Genomic DNA, 16,289 nt, shown 5'->3' with positions numbered 1-16,289 from the left:
TTATATTTAAATGAGATGTTTCGACTACGTTCAGCATGACATCTCTAATACTATTATTTAATATCGTAATATTATGTAATGTTATAAAAGCAGTTAGTATTCGCAATGTCATGCTGAGCGTAGTCGAAGCATTTATTAATGATGATATTTAAATAACAAAGTAAAAACTCACGTCATAAATCCATTTAAAACTATCCAATATTTCAAATCAAATCACTATTTTTGAAACATGATTAAAGCAAGGAATATCCATAAATCTTATGGAAATTTAGAAGTATTAAAAGGTGTAGATATTCATATTAAAACAGGTGAAGTAGTATCTATCGTCGGAGAATCCGGAGCGGGGAAATCTACTCTTCTTCAGATTTTAGGAACGCTGGACCAGCCAACCAGCTCCAAACAGTTTGATACCGAAATTACTATTGCCGGAGAATCTTTTATTAATATGAATGACAAGCAGCTGTCTAAATTCAGAAACCAGAATATCGGTTTTGTATTTCAGTTTCATCAATTGCTGCCGGAATTTACCGCTCTGGAAAACGTTCTGCTTCCTACAAAAATTGCAGGAGCTAACGAAAAGGAAGCTATTGAAAAGGCTTATGCTTTATTCGAAGATTTAAGAATAGAACAGAGACTTCATCATAAGCCCAACCAAATGTCCGGAGGTGAGGCACAGAGAGTAGCGGTGGCAAGAGCTTTAATCAATTCGCCAAAAATCATTTTTGCAGATGAGCCAACGGGAAACCTGGATTCAAGAAATGCTGATGATCTGCACAGATTATTTTTTGATTTGAGGGATAAATATAACCAGACCTTCGTGATTGTAACCCACAACCCGAAGCTGGCTGAAATTACCGACAGAAAATTAGTCATGAAAGACGGAATGATTATCTGATACATCTCCGCAAATGATGAAATCCCTTATTTTTTTATTCCTTTTCCTTTTTTCCTGTTCAAAATTTGAATCTCAGGCCAACAATAGCATTGATTATTTGCCACAGTCTAAAGTTTCGGAAATTAAAAATTATCTTAAAGGAAAAAATTACAACCAGGATATTGCAGTTTTTATCAATTTTAAAATTCATTCCGGAAAATACCGTTATTTCGTTTATGATTTAAAAAATGATAAAATATTACAAAAAGCTGTGGTGGCGCATGGCGAAGGTTCTGCTGTAAAAAATTCAAATGTTTTGCAATTCAGCAATATTGATGGATCTCACCAGTCATCACTGGGAAAATACGAAATCCGTGAAAGTTATAATGGAAAATTTGGAAAAGCTTACAGACTGAACGGGCTTGACCAGACAAACAGCAATGCGAGAGCCAGAGCCATTGTTCTGCATTCCTTTCATTGTGTTCCGGATAAAGAATCCTCTGATCCCGCCTGTTTAAGCTTTGGCTGCCCGATGCTTTCTGAAAATGCATTTAACCAAACGGCAAAATACATCGACCAATCCAGTCAGCCCATAATTTTATACGCCTTCTATTAACCTAAACCCTAAATCCTGCTACCTAAAATATGTCAATTAAATTTCTCGCCGAAGATGACCGCCCCAGAGAAAAATTTTTACTGAAAGGTAAGAATTCGCTTTCCGATTCAGAATTGCTGGCAATTATTATGGGAAGTGGAAGCAGGGATGAAACGGCGGTGGAACTGGCGAGGAGGATTTTAATTTCTGTAAACAACAGCTGGCATCAGTTGAGCTTACTTTCAGTTAAGGAGCTGATGAAATTCAAAGGAGTCGGGGAGGTAAAGGCTATTTCTATCGCTACAGCTTTGGAAATCGGAAGAAGAAGAGCCAGCCAGGAAATTCCTGAAAAACCGGTAATTTCCAGTAGTAACGGGGCCTACCAGATTTTGAAAACCCATTTGTCTGACTTAAGAACGGAAGAGTTTTGGGCTATTTTTTTAAATCAAAGCAATAAAGTCGTTCATCTTGCGCAATTGACACAGGGCGGAATCAACCAGTCGATTGTTGACGTAAGAATTTTATTCAAAACAGCTTTGGATCACTTTTCCACAGGAATTATTATTGCCCATAACCACCCTTCCGGAAATCTGAAGCCGAGCCGGGAAGATATTGATATCACTCAAAAAATAAAAGCAGCGGGAGTTACTTTAAATATTCAGGTTTTAGATCATTTGATTATCACCCAGAATTCATATTTTAGTTTCTCAGACGAAGGATTATTATGATTAGAAGACTGAAATATAACGAAATCGATTTTTACAAATACAGCCTGTGCCTGGAAAATTCTGAGCAAAGAAAGTATTCTGCAACAAAGATTTTCCTGGATGTTACGTCTAATAAGCAATGGGAACTCCTTGTATATAATGATTATGAAGCGGTGATGCCCGTTCCTTTTATTAAAAAATTGGGAGTTAAGCTTGTTATTAATCCTAAACTTTGTCAGCAGTTAGGTGTTTTTTCAGAAAAAGATAACCGTGAAATCAATGATTTATTCCTAAGCTTTTTTGAAAAAAACTACAATATCTGGTATTACGCTTTTAACGCTGAAAATAATTTTTCGAAACCATTAAATCAAAGGCAGAATTTTCTTATTTATCCCAATAATTATGAAGCTGTAAGGCAAAAGTATTCACCCAAAAGAAAAAGAAAACTCAGGCTTGATGAAGAAGTAGCCATCAACTCGAAAGTCACCGAAATAAGTATAAAGGATGCCGAAGAATTCATCTCTTCAAATTTCATTGGTGCGAAAGATGATAAGGATAAATTAAAATTTTTAAACATTTTCCATGAGCTGGAACGTTCAGGATGCTTAAAAATAAGCGCATTCGTTTACCGGGAAAAAATTATTAATGCAATAGCTGTATTTTTTGATGAAAAAACAGTGGCGCTCCTGGGAACTTTCAACGATAAGGATCATGTAAAATTATCCGGAGCTTCTACTATTATTGACCATGTCATTGCACAAAATATCGGACAGAAAATTTTTGATTTCGAAGGCAGCGATGTACCTGCAGTAGAAGAATTTTTCAGAGGATTCCGTCCTGAGCTGCAAATGTATCCCGTCATTGCAAATTCCAAAAAAGATATAATCAAAAAGGCTTTGAAGCTGTATTAACTTATTTTTTGCCGGCAAATAAAACAGAATTTTTATTAACCCCAATCTCAAAACCGAAAGGTTTAAGTTCTTTTTTAAGGTCTTCTTCAGTATAGTTTTGATGGATTTCAATAATAATATTTTCAATCTTCCCGAGCCACAGATTATTCTTGCTTAGTAGTTCTTCTTCACCACCTTCTATATCTATTTTAAGCAAATTAATTTCGTTTAATTGATATTCTTTCATCAAACTGTCCATAGAAATAGCCCTGATAGATGTTCCTTTTTCTGATATTTTTTGATTATACGAAAGTTCTTCACCTCCGAAATTAACCATTCCGTCTTCAAAATAAACTGCAGCATGGATGCATTCAATATTTTTGAATGACTTTGTGTTTTCCTTTAAAATTAAAAAATTCTCAGGAGAAGCCTCCACAGCAATGATCTTTGACTCGGGATATTTCATGCTCAGATAAATAGAAGTCATGCCGATATGAGCGCCCAGATCAACTATATTTTTTGGCTTTTGCCGGATAAAGCTTAAGTGCTGATCGTAAGTCTTTTTCCAGAAAATTTCGTAAAAAATATCAATATCACCTTTAAAAGTCCTTAAATAAAGATCAAATTTCCTGGAGTTTTTCTTAAAATGATAAACAAAAGTTTCGTTATTGTTTAAATCCAGTTTTCCTTGTTTAAATTTTGAACTATATCTTTTAGAATTAATAATAAAAGCAATAAATGTTTTAAGAGTACCACTCATTTTACTATTGAATGACAACTTTGAAATATAATTTTTTAGAGACACTTTTGTTCAGTTTAATACTTGCAAAATAATGCTATTTAATTTGATTAAAAAGAATATTTAGCTTTAAAAATAAAAATTAGGTCTTTGAGATAAGAATTGATAAAAACTTATTCAAAAACTACCAAATTATTAGTAATTTTGCTACCTCAATTATGACAAGTTTTTCAGGATACCTGCCTTATGCATTTGCATTGATTATTGCAATACCTTTTCTGGTTTTGCTGAGACAATTCGTATTCACCTACATCAGGCTGAAAGAACAGGAAATAAGACTGCTTTCCGTAAAATCCAACTCAGAGAATAAAACACAGTCCTACGAAAGAATGACGCTGTTTCTGGAGAGGATAAAGCCTTCCAACCTGGTTCAGAGGTTTGATAAAGGCCTTGCCGTACATGAGTTTATATTCCTTACGGAAAAAGCCATCAATGAAGAGTTTGATTACAATTCTTCCCAGCAGCTTTACATTACAAAAGGCTCATGGAAAAATATTGTAGAATCAAAAAATGCAGTGATTAATTTACTTCATACAACCTATGAAGGTTTAAAAGGAAATGCAGATCTTGAAGAGTTTAAAACAATTTTCATTGTGAACTATATGAACGGTGAAGATTATATAGGAGTAACCATTGAAGATCTGAGAAAAGAAATTTTAATAATAGCTTAAACTAAAAAAAATAAATTTAAAATAATGATTCCAAATTTTAAAGCACATCCATGGCACGGAATTTCTGCAGGAGAAGATGCGCCAAATGTTGTAAATGTTTTCGTGGAGATCGTTCCTTCAGACACTATTAAATACGAAGTAGATAAAGAAACCGGGTTTTTAAAGGTAGACAGGCCTCAGAAATTCTCAAATATTATTCCGTCACTTTATGGTTTTGTTCCAAGAACATACTGTGATACTGCTGTAATGAATCTTGCCATTGAAAGAGGTGCGGATGATGTTACCATGGGAGATCATGATCCTTTGGATATCTGTGTGCTAAGCTCTCACAATATTCACGGAGGAGGATTATTGATGGAAGCTATTCCAATCGGAGGTTTCAAAATGATCGACGGAGGAGAAGCTGACGATAAAATTGTAGCTGTAATGATCGGTGACCATGCTTTCGGACATTTCAGAGATATTTCAGAATTGCCTGAAGCGGAAGTGAAACGATTAATGCACTATTTCCTGACATACAAAAACTTACCGGACGAGCCTGCAAAATGCAGAATCCAAGAGGTTTACGGAGCAGAGCATGCTAAAAAAGTAATTAAAGCTTCACAGGAAGATTACGCAAACAAATACGGAGGATAATCTTCGTCTTATTTAAATATATTAAGGATAAATGAAATTTTCGTTTATCCTTTTTTATTTAAACACAAATATCACAAACTTCTTCACAAATGTTACATTTTTTTTCGCTAATTTTTGAATAAACCCCTGTTCTTCATTAATAGAAACGGCTTTAGCCCGTTTAGAATAAAGCCGCTATTATTGGCTTTAGCCAAAATAATCTAACAAACACACATCCTTAATAAAATCATCATTACCGCAACCCCAACTCCCAATTCCTCATTCCTAACTCTCTACCTAAATCTTAAACAAAACTAATTAATCGTTTAACTTTAATTTTTAATTAGTTATAAAAATTTTTAATCAGTTTCCTGAGAATTATTTATTATATTTAGTAATCTATTACCAAAAAAATATTAAACTATGGATCTATTTGTGTTAGTACCAATTTTCGGTATCGTTGCTTTGCTGTACACATTTCTACAAAGTAACTGGGTCAGTAAGCAGGACGCCGGGGATGACAAAATGAAAGTTATCAGCGGACATATCGCTGACGGTGCTATGGCTTTTCTAAAAGCTGAGTACAAAATTTTAACCTATTTCGTGGTGGTTGTAGCCATCCTTTTAGCCATAATGGGCATGAGCAATGCCAATTCTCACTGGACCATCGGGATTGCTTTCGTTGTTGGAGCTATATTTTCTGCCTGTGCCGGTTTTATCGGGATGAAAATCGCTACAAAAGCCAATGTAAGAACAGCACAAGCCGCAAAAACATCACTTTCCAAAGCGCTGAAAGTATCATTTACCGGAGGTTCCGTTATGGGAATGGGAGTTGCAGGACTTGCTGTTTTAGGACTAGGAGCCTTATATTTAATCATTAAACAAATCTTCGCACCAAATGCACCCGTAGATTCACATGAAATGGAAAGAACCATTGAGATTCTGACCGGTTTCTCGCTGGGTGCAGAATCTATCGCACTTTTTGCAAGAGTAGGAGGAGGAATTTACACCAAAGCAGCAGACGTAGGAGCGGATTTGGTAGGAAAAGTGGAAGCCGGAATCCCGGAAGATGACCCCAGAAATCCAGCTACTATTGCTGATAATGTAGGTGATAACGTAGGTGATGTGGCCGGAATGGGAGCCGACTTGTTCGGGTCTTATGTTGCAACGGTTTTAGCGACTATGGTTTTGGGGAGAGAAACGATTTCCGAAGATTCTTTCGGGGGATTTGCACCGATTCTTTTACCGATGCTGATAGCAGGGACAGGAATTATTTTTTCTATTATAGGGACTTTATTTGTAAGAATTAATGATAATGAAGATTCCTCCACATCAAGCGTTCAGAATGCTTTGAACCTTGGAAACTGGGGAAGTATCGTCATTACCGCAATAGCTTCATATTTTTTAGTAATCTATATTCTGCCTGAAAAAATGATGCTCAGAAACCACGAGTTCACTAAAATGGGCGTTTTTGGGGCCATAATGGTGGGACTTGTTGTAGGTACATTAATGAGTATCATTACAGAATACTATACAGCGATGGGTAAAAGACCTGTTTCGAGTATCGTAAGACAATCTTCCACGGGACATGCAACCAATATTATAGGCGGATTATCTGTAGGTATGGAGTCAACTTTGCTTCCTATTATTGTTTTGGCAGGTGGAATTTACGGTTCTTATCTGTGCGCCGGATTGTACGGTGTTGCCATTGCAGCAGCAGGAATGATGGCCACTACGGCAATGCAGCTTGCAATTGACGCATTCGGACCTATTGCTGATAATGCCGGAGGAATTGCAGAAATGAGCGAATTACCTAAAGAAGTCCGCGAAAGAACAGATATCCTGGATGCCGTAGGAAATACGACCGCTGCTACAGGAAAAGGTTTTGCGATTGCTTCTGCAGCATTGACGGCATTGGCTTTATTTGCAGCATTTGTAGGAATTGCAGGGATTGACGGTATTGATATTTACCGGGCGGATGTTCTGGCCGGATTATTTGTAGGCGGAATGATTCCTTTTATCTTTTCTTCGCTCGCCATTACAGCTGTAGGACAGGCTGCGATGGCAATGGTAGAGGAAGTAAGAAGGCAGTTCCGAGAAATTCCGGGAATCTTGGAAGGAAAAGCACAACCGGAATATGAAAAATGCGTTGCCATTTCCACGGATGCTTCCATCAGAAAAATGATGCTTCCGGGAGCTATAGCAATTGTTTCTCCTTTATTAATCGGGTTTATTTTCGGACCTGAGGTTTTAGGAGGATTTTTAGCCGGGGCTACCGTTTGCGGTGTTTTGATGGGAATGTTCCAGAATAATGCAGGCGGAGCGTGGGATAACGCCAAAAAATCTTTTGAAAAAGGTGTTGATATTAACGGGCAGACTTACTACAAAGGCTCCGATCCTCACAAAGCTTCCGTAACCGGTGATACTGTGGGAGATCCATTCAAAGATACTTCCGGGCCTTCGATGAATATTCTGATTAAATTAATGTCCATCGTTTCACTGGTTATTGCTCCTACGTTAGCGGTTTTACATAAAGATAAAATTGAAGCCAACAGAAAAGCAAAAATTGAAGCCCTGACCGGCATTTCAGGGGTGAAAAACACACAAGTAACTGCAGCTTTAGTGGATGTAGGCCCGAAAGAAATAAAAGGACATTTAAATGAAAGCGGAGATTTCGTTTATGACACAGGAAATATCCAAGAGGTTGAATTGAAAGGTGGTAAGAAAATTTCAATTGGTGAAGGAAGTCAGCTATATCAATTGTTTAATTCAGTTAAAAATAAAGATCAGAAAATTCTGGATCCGAATAACTGGTACACTATAGAAAACCTGTATTTCCAGACAGGTTCCAGTGATCTGAAGCCGGGTTCTGAAGTTCAGCTATTAAATTTGGTTGAAATTCTCAATGCTTATCCTGATTTAAAAATAAAATTAGGCGGCTATACAGACAATACAGGAAATGAAGAAAGCAACCAGAAGCTTTCTAACCTGAGAGCACAGACTACAAAACTGAAGCTTTTGGAATTAGGAATTTCGGGAGATCGGGTAGAAGCGGAAGGATATGGTTCGCAATATCCTGTTTGTGAAGCCAATGACACGGATGAATGCAAAGCAAAAAACAGGAGAATAGATGTAAGGGTTTTAGCTTTTTAAAGTAATTAAAATTAAAAATATCAAGCACTGCAGTTTTGCGGTGCTTTTTTATTTTTTTAAACACGAATGACAAATGTTTTTTCACAAATAACACAATCATCTGCGTAATCTGCTCAATTTGCGGAAGAAAATTATATATAACTATAAAGATTTTCGTTGCCATACTCCTCGCAATGACTTCAAAGATTTTTTCTCAAATGTTCTAAAGCATCAATAATCAAATCATCATTTTTAGCAAAACTAAAACGTACGTAATCAGAATTCTGTTTCGAATTATAAAAGGCAGAAAGCGGAAGACAGGACACTTTTTTCTCGATGGTAAGCCATTTTGAGAATTCTACATCAGTCATTGTCTTTGAAATATTTCTAAAATTTGCAATTTGAAAAACGGCGCCTTCTGCTTCCTTTTCAATGGAAAAAGGGGTTTGCCTGATCAATTCATTAAAAATATCTCTTTTGTTCTGCATAAAAGTTTGATTCTTTAAAGGATCAAAAACTTCCAGATATTTTGCAATAGCGTACTGACACGGAGAATTGGCACTGTATGATATATATTGCTGATGACAACGGAACCTGGCCGTCAGATCTTCAGGAGCCAGCAGGTATCCTACTTTCCAGCCGGTGGTATGAAACATTTTCCCGAACGAGAATATACAGAATGTTCTTTTCCTTAACTCCGGGTGAAGAAATGAGCTGTAATGCTCAATCCTATCATAACAATAAGTGTCATAGATTTCTTCAGAGATCAGATAAATTTCCCGGTCTTTGATTAATTCGTAAAGTTGATTCCAATCGTCTTTTGACCATATTTTTCCGGTTGGATTCTGAGGAGAATTTACGATGATTGCTCTTGTTTTTTCAGAAATACAATTTTGAAGCTTTTCCCAATTTATTGCGAAATCATTATCAAGATCATAATATACAGGAATTCCGCCATTTAAGAAAACAGATGGCCCGTAAGTATAATAAGAAGGCTGTATTATAATTACTTCATCTCCCTGATTTAAAATGGATTTAAGAGAGGTATATAAAGCAAAGGTTGCACATGGAACTACCGTAACTTCGTTTTCTTTAAGGTGAATGCTGTTTTTTCTTTGATGATTAAACGCAATAACATTTTCTATCAGTAATGGATTGCCTGCAAGTGGTTCATAATTATGTGTATTAAGATCTGCTGACTCTTTCAGAAATGTCCTGAGCCTTTCATCGATTTCAAAATCAGGGAGTCCCAGAGAAAGGTCGAAGCTGTTGTTTTTTGTGGCCAGCTCAGACATATCCGTGAAGAACGAGTAATGATTAAATCCATAAATATTTTCCATCCCTGTTGCATTTAATTCAAATATAAGAAAAATAGCAATCTGATGAAGATTAAATAAATTTTGTTATTTTTAAGCAAATTAATTTTATAATGAGAAAACTAATTATTCCTCTATTTTCAATTGCAGTGCTGGTAAGCTGTGGAACGGCAAAAAATGCCACAGATACTGCCGGTACACAAACTTCATCAAATGTAAAAGGTGATAATGCGTTTCTTTCTGCCTATAAGGAGATTAAAGCTGATGATTTAAAGAAAAACTTATATGTTATTGCTTCTGATGAAATGGGAGGGAGAGATACCGGAAGTCCGGGCCAGAAAAAGGCTGGAGAATATATGGTTAATTATTATAAAAGCCTTGGAATCGGTTTTCCAAAATCTCTTGGATCTTATTATCAAAAGGTTCCTGCCGATTATATGAAGCAGAGAGGAGGAAGCGGTCTTCCTGATTCCGAAAATATTTTAGCTTTTATTGAAGGAATTGAAAAACCTGAAGAAATTATTGTGGTTTCAGCACATTATGACCATGTAGGAACCCAAAAAGGAGTAGTTTACAACGGAGCCGATGATGACGGAAGCGGAACTGTGGCCGTAATGGAGATTGCTAAAGCCTTCCAAAGCGCTAAAAAAGCTGGAAAAGGCCCAAAAAGATCTATTTTATTTCTTCATGTAACCGGAGAGGAACATGGCCTGTTCGGGTCTGAATTTTATACGGATAACCCGGTTTTCCCGCTGGCTAATACGGTTGCTGACTTAAATATAGACATGATCGGCCGTGATGACCCTGAAAACAGGGGAAAACAATATGTATATGTGATTGGTTCTGAAATGCTGAGCTCTCAGTTGAAAGTAATCAATGAAGAAGCCAACAAAAAGACAAATAATCTTGAACTAAATTATAAATACGACGATCCAAACGATCCTCAAAGACTCTATTACAGGTCAGACCACTATAATTTTGCAAAAAATAATATCCCGGTTGCTTTTTTCTTCGATGGAATTCATGAAGATTACCACAAACCGACAGATGATGTTGAAAAAATTGACTATCCATTGTTGGCAAAAAGAACACAGCTGGTTTTCGCAACGGCATGGGAACTGGCCAACAGGCCGGAAAGAATTGTTGTTGATAAAAAATAATTTTAAATATAAATAACCATAAGGCAAATCAATAACGGTTTGCCTTATATTTTAATCTAAATTTATATGATCATCCGTGAAGCTCAGCTTAAAGATATCCCTCAGATACAGATTGTAAGAAATTCTGTAAAAGAAAATATACTGTCTGATCCCAATCTCGTAACAGACAAGGATTGCGAAGAATTTCTTTTTGAAAGAGGAAAAGGCTGGGTATGTGAAATCAAAGACAAAATTGTAGGCTTTTCAATTGCAGATTTAAAGGAAAATAACATCTGGGCCTTATTCCTTCATCCTGATTTCGAAGGGCAGGGGATTGGAAAAAAACTCCATGACGTAATGCTGAAATGGTATTTCGGGCAGACCCATGAAAATGTGTGGCTCGGAACATCACCGCACACCCGGGCAGAAAACTTTTACCGAAAATCCGGCTGGAAAGAAATCGGGACGCATGGAAAAGGTGAAATAAAATTTGAAATGCCCTACCAAAACTGGAAACAAATTATCATGAAAAATAATATAAAATCTATTCGCCCGTTTATTGGTTCGGAAAATTTTGAAGAAAGCAGAAATTTTTACAGGGATCTCGGCTTTGAAGAAGTGGTTCTTGATCCTAAATTATCATTATTTAAACGCCAAGAAATCTCATTTTATCTTCAGGATGCGTATGTGAAAGAGTGGATTGAGAATACAATGCTTTTCATAGAGGTAGAAAATACTGATGAAGTTTACCGCGAACTGGCAGATTTAAATTTCACTGAAAAATATAAAACTACAAAACTGAGCCCCATCAGGATAATGGATTGGGGAAAAGAGTGTTTCGTACATGATCCGGCCGGAGTTCTATGGCATTTTGGAGAGTTTTTAACAAATAAATTGTGATGATATACGCATTTGACACGTATTATTTTGATGAGTATGCCAATACAATCTGCATTGCTTTTGAAGACTGGGAATCATCATCCGAAACCTATATTTTTAGCGAGAAAACAAGCATTACATCAGATTATGAGAGCGGTGCTTTCTACAAAAGGGAACTTCCCTGCATTTTAAGTTTATTAAATAAAATTGAGCTTAAAGAAGGTGACATTATTGTCGTGGATGGATATGTGACTCTGGATAATGATGGCAAAATAGGGTTGGGCGGCTACCTGTATGAAGCATTAGGTCAGCAATATCCTGTCATCGGCATTGCAAAAAACGGATTTAATGCACCGGATTCCCGAAGAAGAACAATTCTCAGAGGTCAAAGTACAACACCGCTGTATCTTACGGCGATGGGCACTGACGTGGATGAAATAAAGCCAAAAATCGAGCAGATGCATGGTGATTTTAGAATTCCTACTTTATTGAAAAAACTTGATCAGTTAACACGAATTTAAGTTGAAAATACATCCGGCGTTTATAATCGGCCTGTGCATAATTTTTGGAATACTGTTTTTGGTATTTCAAGAAGAATATCTTTACAACTCTCTTCCTGCGAGTTTCATTTTACTTTACATTAATTTTTATTTCATTAATAAGCATCCAAAAAACAAATTACCCTTTCTTATTGTAAACTGTATATTAATAGTAATTTACACATTTCTTTTTTCAATAGAATATTTTCTCAACGTTAAAAGGTAGGGAGGTTTTTACTAAATTATTCTTTAAAAAGTGACAAATGTCATAAGTTTATTATTTTTATTAATTCTAAATAAATATAAATTTGTGTCAGCATTAGAAAAAAAGATATCTAATCATATCCATATCAATTTTTGTTTTTAAACCGGCAAGCCATATTTGTCGGTTTTTATGGTTACATTCCCGGCCAGTAAAGTACATTAAATTTGTGCCCGTCCGGATCCGAAAAAACGAAGGTATATCCTTCCCCAATTTTATATGGTTCTGCAACTACCTTTCCGCCTGCATTTTTTACAGCTTCTACCCATTCATCAACTTGTTCCTTGCTATCGGCTGATAAACTCAGAATAATCTCATTACCGTTTTCGGTATCAGAAAATTTGGATTTTGTGTTTTTTTCAATGCCATTTTTCAGAAAGAAATTAATGATGAATTTATTTTCACCAAAAGAGAAGCTTGTGAGCTCATCCGAGTTCATTGAGTTATTTGATGCAAAGCCTAAAGCTGTATAAAAATTTGTTGTCCGTTCCAGTTCTGCAACTGCGAAATTGGCCCATATCTGACTGGTTTTCATAGTAATAAATTTAATTTGGTTAATAACTTAAAGATACGAATCTTTATCAATACATCTTCAATTTCATTTTGGCTACATCAATATCCATTTTGGCAACTTTAGTCTTTGCCCAACTCCGCACCTTTGTCATGTAATTTAAAACAAACAAAAAAATGAAAACAATTTTCATCACAGGAGCCTCAACAGGACTAGGAAAAACAACAGCAAAATTATTTCAGAGCAGAGGATGGAATGTCATCGCAACTATGAGAAATCCGGAAGCCGAAACAGAATTGACACAATTGGATAATGTTACCCTTCTACCATTAGACGTCACTAATTTAGAGCAAATACAGTCTACGGTAAAAAGAGCATTGGAAATCAGTGATATCGATTTGGTTTTCAATAATGCAGGATATGGGCTTATTGGTCCGCTGGAAGCATTGAATGACGATCAGATTCTAAAGCAGCTGGACACTAATTTATTAGGAGTAATACGTGTTACGAAAGAATTTATTCCTTATTTCAGGGAGAAGAAAAGCGGGATGTTTATTACTACTACTTCAATCGGCGGATTAATTGCTTTCCCGTTGGGTTCCACTTACCACGCTACAAAATGGGCACTGGAAGGATGGAGCGAAAGTCTTGCGTATGAACTGAATACTTTCGGGATTGATGTAAAAACCGTGTCTCCGGGCGGAATAAAAACTGATTTTATCAGCCGTTCTCTCGATATGGGAACAAAACCTGAATATCAAAAAATGGTAGATACCATGTTTTCTAACACAGAAGCCATGATGGAAGGCGCTTCTGAACCTGAAACCATTGCAGAAGTGGTGTATGAAGCAGCAACAGACGGCAAAAAACAATTGAGATATGTTGCCGGGGAAGATGCAAAAGCTTTGTATGCGCAACGTTTGGAAATGGGTGCGGAATCATTTAGAGAGCAGTTCGGGAAACAGTTTATTTAATATCTGAGGGTTTGAGAGCATTAGCGTTCTTTTGAGTTTCTGTAACTCTATATTTCCATAGCTCAAAAACCCTCAAACTTAATTCGTATCTTTAAATTATGGAAAAGAAAGACCATTCTCTTTTAAAAATTTCTTCTATTTCGGAGCTTCACCAGATTTTGAATGTAGCAAAACCGCTTCATCCATTGATCAGCATTGTAGATAATACGAAGATGAGCGTCGACAAATCATATCTCGACAGAAGATTTACCCTTGGCTTCTATAAAATTTCCTATAAGTTTTCTGAAAATGGAAAAATGGGATACGGGCAGGGACATTATGATTTTAATGAAGGCGGTATGATGTTTACATCACCCAATCAGGTGTTGTTTACAGAAGGAGATACAGAATATCATGGATATACTTTATTCATTCATCCGGATTTTTTATGCAACTATCCTCTGGCGAAAAATATTAAGAAATACGGGTTCTTTTCTTATGATACAAATGAAGCCTTGCATTTATCCGATAAAGAAAAAACCTTAATGGTGAGTTTATTGAATAATATTAACGATGAGCTGAACACAGCAATTGATGAAATAAGCCAGGATGTAATTATTTCATACATTGAAGTTTTGCTGAACTACAGTAACCGCTTTTACAAAAGGCAGTTCATCACCAGAAAGGTAGTTAACAACAATCTTCTTTCTAAAATGGAACATCTTCTGGAAGATTATTTTAATCAGCAGGAAACTTTAACGAAAGGGCTTCCCACTGTAGAATTTTTAGCTTCAAAACTAAATCTTTCGCCACACTATCTAAGCGACATGCTGCGAAGTCTCACAGGACAAAATGCACAGCAGCACATCCACGAAAAGCTGATAGAAAAGGCAAAGGAATATCTTACCACAACAAGTTTTTCTGTTTCGGAGGTGGCTTATCAGCTGGGATTTGAGCATTCACAATCTTTCAATAAACTATTCAAAAAGAAAACTGATATGACGCCTTTGAGGTATAAGCAATCCTTTAATTAAGGGGAATGGTAACTTCAATTGTGAATTAAAATGCATTAAATTCTCAAATAACAATTGACCATTTACAGTTTGTAGCCTCACCAGGAATCGAACCTGGATCTAAAGTTTAGGAAACTTCTATTCTATCCATTGAACTATGAGGCCTTATTATGATAAAGTTATTAATTAATCTGAAAAAAATCAATAGCTAGGAGTAAGAGATGAAAGAACCCGCTCTTTAGAAGCGAGTTCAGTAGATAAAACATCTCATTTTTTTAATTAGACAACAATAAAAAAGCACAGCCGACAATGCTGTGCTTAAATTTTTATAAATTTAATTGCGATTTCAAAGCTGAAAAAAGCAAAATATGTTTCCACTTCAGTTTTATTTCATAGTAAATGTAAGAATAAATTTTCTTATAAACAATGAACTAAATGTTAAATTCACATGTTATCCACATTTTTTTGTGGATAATTTTAATGACTGAAAAATTGACTAAAAAAGTACTTTAATAACAAAAAAAGTTTTTAACTTTATCTCATCAAAATCTCTTTATAAATATTACCCATCATCAGCATCATTCTAGTGCTGAAAACTAAGGTTCAAATTCTGGACCCAAAAATCTTTTATTTTAAACAAAAAAATAGCAAAAGTCAGCAGGCTGCTCATTTGCTATCAACATAAAGAGAAATCCTATGAAAACAAATACAATAGCCATAATTGGCGGAACAGGAAAATCAGGAAAATATCTTGTTCAACAGCTTTTAGATAATAATTATTCCATTAAATTGCTGCTGAGAAATCCTGACAATTTTACGATCAAAAATCCATTAATTGAAATTACAAAAGGCGATGCAAGAAATTATGAATCCGTAAATAACTTAATTAAAGACTGCAGTCTTGTGATAAGTACTCTGGGACAGCCGAAAGGTGAGAAATCAATTTTCAGCGATGCCGCGGAAAACATCATCAAAGCTATGAATTCTCATGAAGTTAAACGCTATATCGTCACCACAGGTTTGAGCGTGAACACACCCTTCGACAATAAAAATGAAAAAGTGAAAATGGCTACCGACTGGATGCATCAGAACTATCCCGAAACCACTGCGGACAAGCAAAAAGAATACGAACTTCTTGCAGAAAGCAGCCTAGACTGGACTTTAGTTAGACTTCCGTTAATTAATTTGACCTCAGAAAGTTTTCCGACAGAAACCAGCTTAGAAGACTGCAAAGGCGAAAATATTTCCGCAACAGATCTGGCTAAATTTCTCATTGCTCAGATTAATGATGAGACTTTTATTAAACAAAGTCCGTTTTTGTATAATACTATTTAATCAAACCTTTAAGGTTTAGTATTTCAATTAAAAAAGAGAGTCAAAAATATGACTCTCTT

General features: G+C 35.8%; 16 protein-coding genes and 1 tRNA gene. 13 read left to right on the top strand and 4 right to left on the bottom strand.

What is annotated here, in order from left to right; genetic code table 11:
- The first annotated feature begins 229 nt into the window (after positions 1-229).
- The 4 genes from H560_RS0107445 to H560_RS0107430 are packed head-to-tail and all read left to right on the top strand — an operon-like array spanning position 230 to position 3,087.
- The gene (locus H560_RS0107445; protein WP_027379455.1) at positions 230-895 is read left to right on the top strand and encodes an ABC transporter ATP-binding protein; all 666 of its coding nucleotides are present in this window, start codon (positions 230-232) and stop codon (positions 893-895) included.
- A gap of 13 nt (positions 896-908) precedes the next feature.
- Positions 909-1,490, top strand: a complete 582-nt coding sequence (locus H560_RS0107440; RefSeq protein WP_027379454.1) for a murein L,D-transpeptidase catalytic domain-containing protein — start codon at positions 909-911, stop codon at positions 1,488-1,490.
- 29 nt (positions 1,491-1,519) lie between these two features.
- Entirely contained in the window at positions 1,520-2,197 is a 678-nt protein-coding gene (gene radC, locus H560_RS0107435) for a RadC family protein (RefSeq protein ID WP_027379453.1), read from the top strand.
- Positions 2,194-3,087 carry a hypothetical protein gene (locus H560_RS0107430; RefSeq protein ID WP_027379452.1) on the top strand — a complete coding sequence of 298 codons (894 nt, stop codon included), beginning with the start codon at positions 2,194-2,196 and terminating at the stop codon, positions 3,085-3,087. The genes radC and H560_RS0107430 overlap by 4 nt, the downstream gene beginning before the upstream one ends.
- Before the next feature lies 1 nt (position 3,088).
- On the opposite strand, the gene H560_RS0107425 is transcribed toward H560_RS0107430, so the two are convergent.
- Positions 3,089-3,826, bottom strand: coding sequence for an FkbM family methyltransferase (locus H560_RS0107425; RefSeq protein ID WP_027379451.1), 738 nt, complete (start codon positions 3,824-3,826; stop codon positions 3,089-3,091).
- 197 nt (positions 3,827-4,023) lie between these two features.
- Between H560_RS0107425 and H560_RS0107420 the strand changes: the two genes are divergently transcribed.
- The 3 genes from H560_RS0107420 (at position 4,024) to H560_RS0107410 (ending at position 8,304) form a co-directional block, all read left to right on the top strand.
- Positions 4,024-4,536, top strand: a complete 513-nt coding sequence (locus H560_RS0107420) for a DUF7935 family protein (protein WP_027379450.1) — start codon at positions 4,024-4,026, stop codon at positions 4,534-4,536.
- Positions 4,537-4,560: 24 nt separating this feature from the next.
- The gene (locus H560_RS0107415; RefSeq protein WP_027379449.1) at positions 4,561-5,172 is read left to right on the top strand and encodes an inorganic pyrophosphatase; all 612 of its coding nucleotides are present in this window, start codon (positions 4,561-4,563) and stop codon (positions 5,170-5,172) included.
- Positions 5,173-5,574: 402 nt separating this feature from the next.
- Positions 5,575-8,304 (top strand): sodium-translocating pyrophosphatase, encoded by a 2,730-nt coding sequence (locus H560_RS0107410; protein WP_027379448.1) that lies wholly within the window; start codon positions 5,575-5,577, stop codon positions 8,302-8,304.
- 179 nt (positions 8,305-8,483) lie between these two features.
- Here the strand turns inward: H560_RS0107410 and H560_RS0107405 are convergent, their stop codons facing one another.
- Positions 8,484-9,623: an aminotransferase class I/II-fold pyridoxal phosphate-dependent enzyme gene (locus H560_RS0107405; protein WP_027379447.1), complete on the bottom strand. Its 1,140-nt coding sequence runs from the start codon at positions 9,621-9,623 to the stop codon at positions 8,484-8,486.
- An 89-nt stretch (positions 9,624-9,712) separates the two neighbouring features.
- Between H560_RS0107405 and H560_RS0107400 the strand changes: the two genes are divergently transcribed.
- The 3 genes from H560_RS0107400 (at position 9,713) to H560_RS0107385 (ending at position 12,138) form a co-directional block, all read left to right on the top strand.
- Positions 9,713-10,759 carry a M28 family metallopeptidase gene (locus tag H560_RS0107400; protein WP_027379446.1) on the top strand — a complete coding sequence of 349 codons (1,047 nt, stop codon included), beginning with the start codon at positions 9,713-9,715 and terminating at the stop codon, positions 10,757-10,759.
- Positions 10,760-10,825: 66 nt separating this feature from the next.
- Positions 10,826-11,638: a GNAT family N-acetyltransferase gene (locus H560_RS23680; RefSeq protein WP_316929358.1), complete on the top strand. Its 813-nt coding sequence runs from the start codon at positions 10,826-10,828 to the stop codon at positions 11,636-11,638.
- Complete coding sequence (locus tag H560_RS0107385) at positions 11,638-12,138, top strand: endonuclease V (protein ID WP_027379445.1); 501 nt, start codon at positions 11,638-11,640, stop codon at positions 12,136-12,138. The genes H560_RS23680 and H560_RS0107385 overlap by 1 nt, the downstream gene beginning before the upstream one ends.
- A 416-nt stretch (positions 12,139-12,554) precedes the next feature.
- On the opposite strand, the gene H560_RS0107380 is transcribed toward H560_RS0107385, so the two are convergent.
- Entirely contained in the window at positions 12,555-12,953 is a 399-nt protein-coding gene (locus H560_RS0107380) for a VOC family protein (RefSeq protein WP_027379444.1), read from the bottom strand.
- Positions 12,954-13,105: 152 nt separating this feature from the next.
- On the opposite strand from H560_RS0107380, the gene H560_RS0107370 reads away from it, so the two are divergent.
- Together H560_RS0107370 and H560_RS0107365 are read left to right on the top strand one after the other, a co-directional pair.
- Positions 13,106-13,903, top strand: a complete 798-nt coding sequence (locus H560_RS0107370) for an SDR family oxidoreductase (protein WP_027379443.1) — start codon at positions 13,106-13,108, stop codon at positions 13,901-13,903.
- Between the two features lie 98 nt (positions 13,904-14,001).
- The gene (locus tag H560_RS0107365) at positions 14,002-14,916 is read left to right on the top strand and encodes a helix-turn-helix domain-containing protein (RefSeq protein ID WP_027379442.1); all 915 of its coding nucleotides are present in this window, start codon (positions 14,002-14,004) and stop codon (positions 14,914-14,916) included.
- Positions 14,917-14,988: 72 nt separating this feature from the next.
- On the opposite strand, the gene H560_RS0107360 is transcribed toward H560_RS0107365, so the two are convergent.
- Positions 14,989-15,060: transfer RNA gene (locus H560_RS0107360), tRNA-Arg, on the bottom strand.
- A gap of 531 nt (positions 15,061-15,591) precedes the next feature.
- On the opposite strand from H560_RS0107360, the gene H560_RS0107355 reads away from it, so the two are divergent.
- Entirely contained in the window at positions 15,592-16,230 is a 639-nt protein-coding gene (locus tag H560_RS0107355; RefSeq protein WP_027379441.1) for an NAD(P)-dependent oxidoreductase, read from the top strand.
- The last annotated feature ends 59 nt before the right edge of the window (positions 16,231-16,289 follow it).

Origin of the sequence: Chryseobacterium daeguense DSM 19388, assembly GCF_000430825.1 — a bacterium.
Lineage (GTDB): Bacteria > Bacteroidota > Bacteroidia > Flavobacteriales > Weeksellaceae > Chryseobacterium > Chryseobacterium daeguense.
Note: the sequence above shows the minus strand (reverse complement) of the source record. Positions and strands in the feature narration are given on the sequence as shown.

What these genes read in the sequence shown, in the direction of transcription:
- H560_RS0107445 (WP_027379455.1), top strand. Translation starts at nt 230, where the DNA reads ATGATTAAAGCAAGGAATATCCATAAATCTTATGGAAATTTAGAAGTA.
- H560_RS0107440 (WP_027379454.1), top strand. Translation starts at nt 909, where the DNA reads ATGATGAAATCCCTTATTTTTTTATTCCTTTTCCTTTTTTCCTGTTCA.
- radC (WP_027379453.1), top strand. Translation starts at nt 1,520, where the DNA reads ATGTCAATTAAATTTCTCGCCGAAGATGACCGCCCCAGAGAAAAATTT.
- H560_RS0107430 (WP_027379452.1), top strand. Translation starts at nt 2,194, where the DNA reads ATGATTAGAAGACTGAAATATAACGAAATCGATTTTTACAAATACAGC.
- H560_RS0107425 (WP_027379451.1), bottom strand. Translation starts at nt 3,826, where the DNA reads ATGAGTGGTACTCTTAAAACATTTATTGCTTTTATTATTAATTCTAAA.
- H560_RS0107420 (WP_027379450.1), top strand. Translation starts at nt 4,024, where the DNA reads ATGACAAGTTTTTCAGGATACCTGCCTTATGCATTTGCATTGATTATT.
- H560_RS0107415 (WP_027379449.1), top strand. Translation starts at nt 4,561, where the DNA reads ATGATTCCAAATTTTAAAGCACATCCATGGCACGGAATTTCTGCAGGA.
- H560_RS0107410 (WP_027379448.1), top strand. Translation starts at nt 5,575, where the DNA reads ATGGATCTATTTGTGTTAGTACCAATTTTCGGTATCGTTGCTTTGCTG.
- H560_RS0107405 (WP_027379447.1), bottom strand. Translation starts at nt 9,623, where the DNA reads ATGGAAAATATTTATGGATTTAATCATTACTCGTTCTTCACGGATATG.
- H560_RS0107400 (WP_027379446.1), top strand. Translation starts at nt 9,713, where the DNA reads ATGAGAAAACTAATTATTCCTCTATTTTCAATTGCAGTGCTGGTAAGC.
- H560_RS23680 (WP_316929358.1), top strand. Translation starts at nt 10,826, where the DNA reads ATGATCATCCGTGAAGCTCAGCTTAAAGATATCCCTCAGATACAGATT.
- H560_RS0107385 (WP_027379445.1), top strand. Translation starts at nt 11,638, where the DNA reads ATGATATACGCATTTGACACGTATTATTTTGATGAGTATGCCAATACA.
- H560_RS0107380 (WP_027379444.1), bottom strand. Translation starts at nt 12,953, where the DNA reads ATGAAAACCAGTCAGATATGGGCCAATTTCGCAGTTGCAGAACTGGAA.
- H560_RS0107370 (WP_027379443.1), top strand. Translation starts at nt 13,106, where the DNA reads ATGAAAACAATTTTCATCACAGGAGCCTCAACAGGACTAGGAAAAACA.
- H560_RS0107365 (WP_027379442.1), top strand. Translation starts at nt 14,002, where the DNA reads ATGGAAAAGAAAGACCATTCTCTTTTAAAAATTTCTTCTATTTCGGAG.
- H560_RS0107355 (WP_027379441.1), top strand. Translation starts at nt 15,592, where the DNA reads ATGAAAACAAATACAATAGCCATAATTGGCGGAACAGGAAAATCAGGA.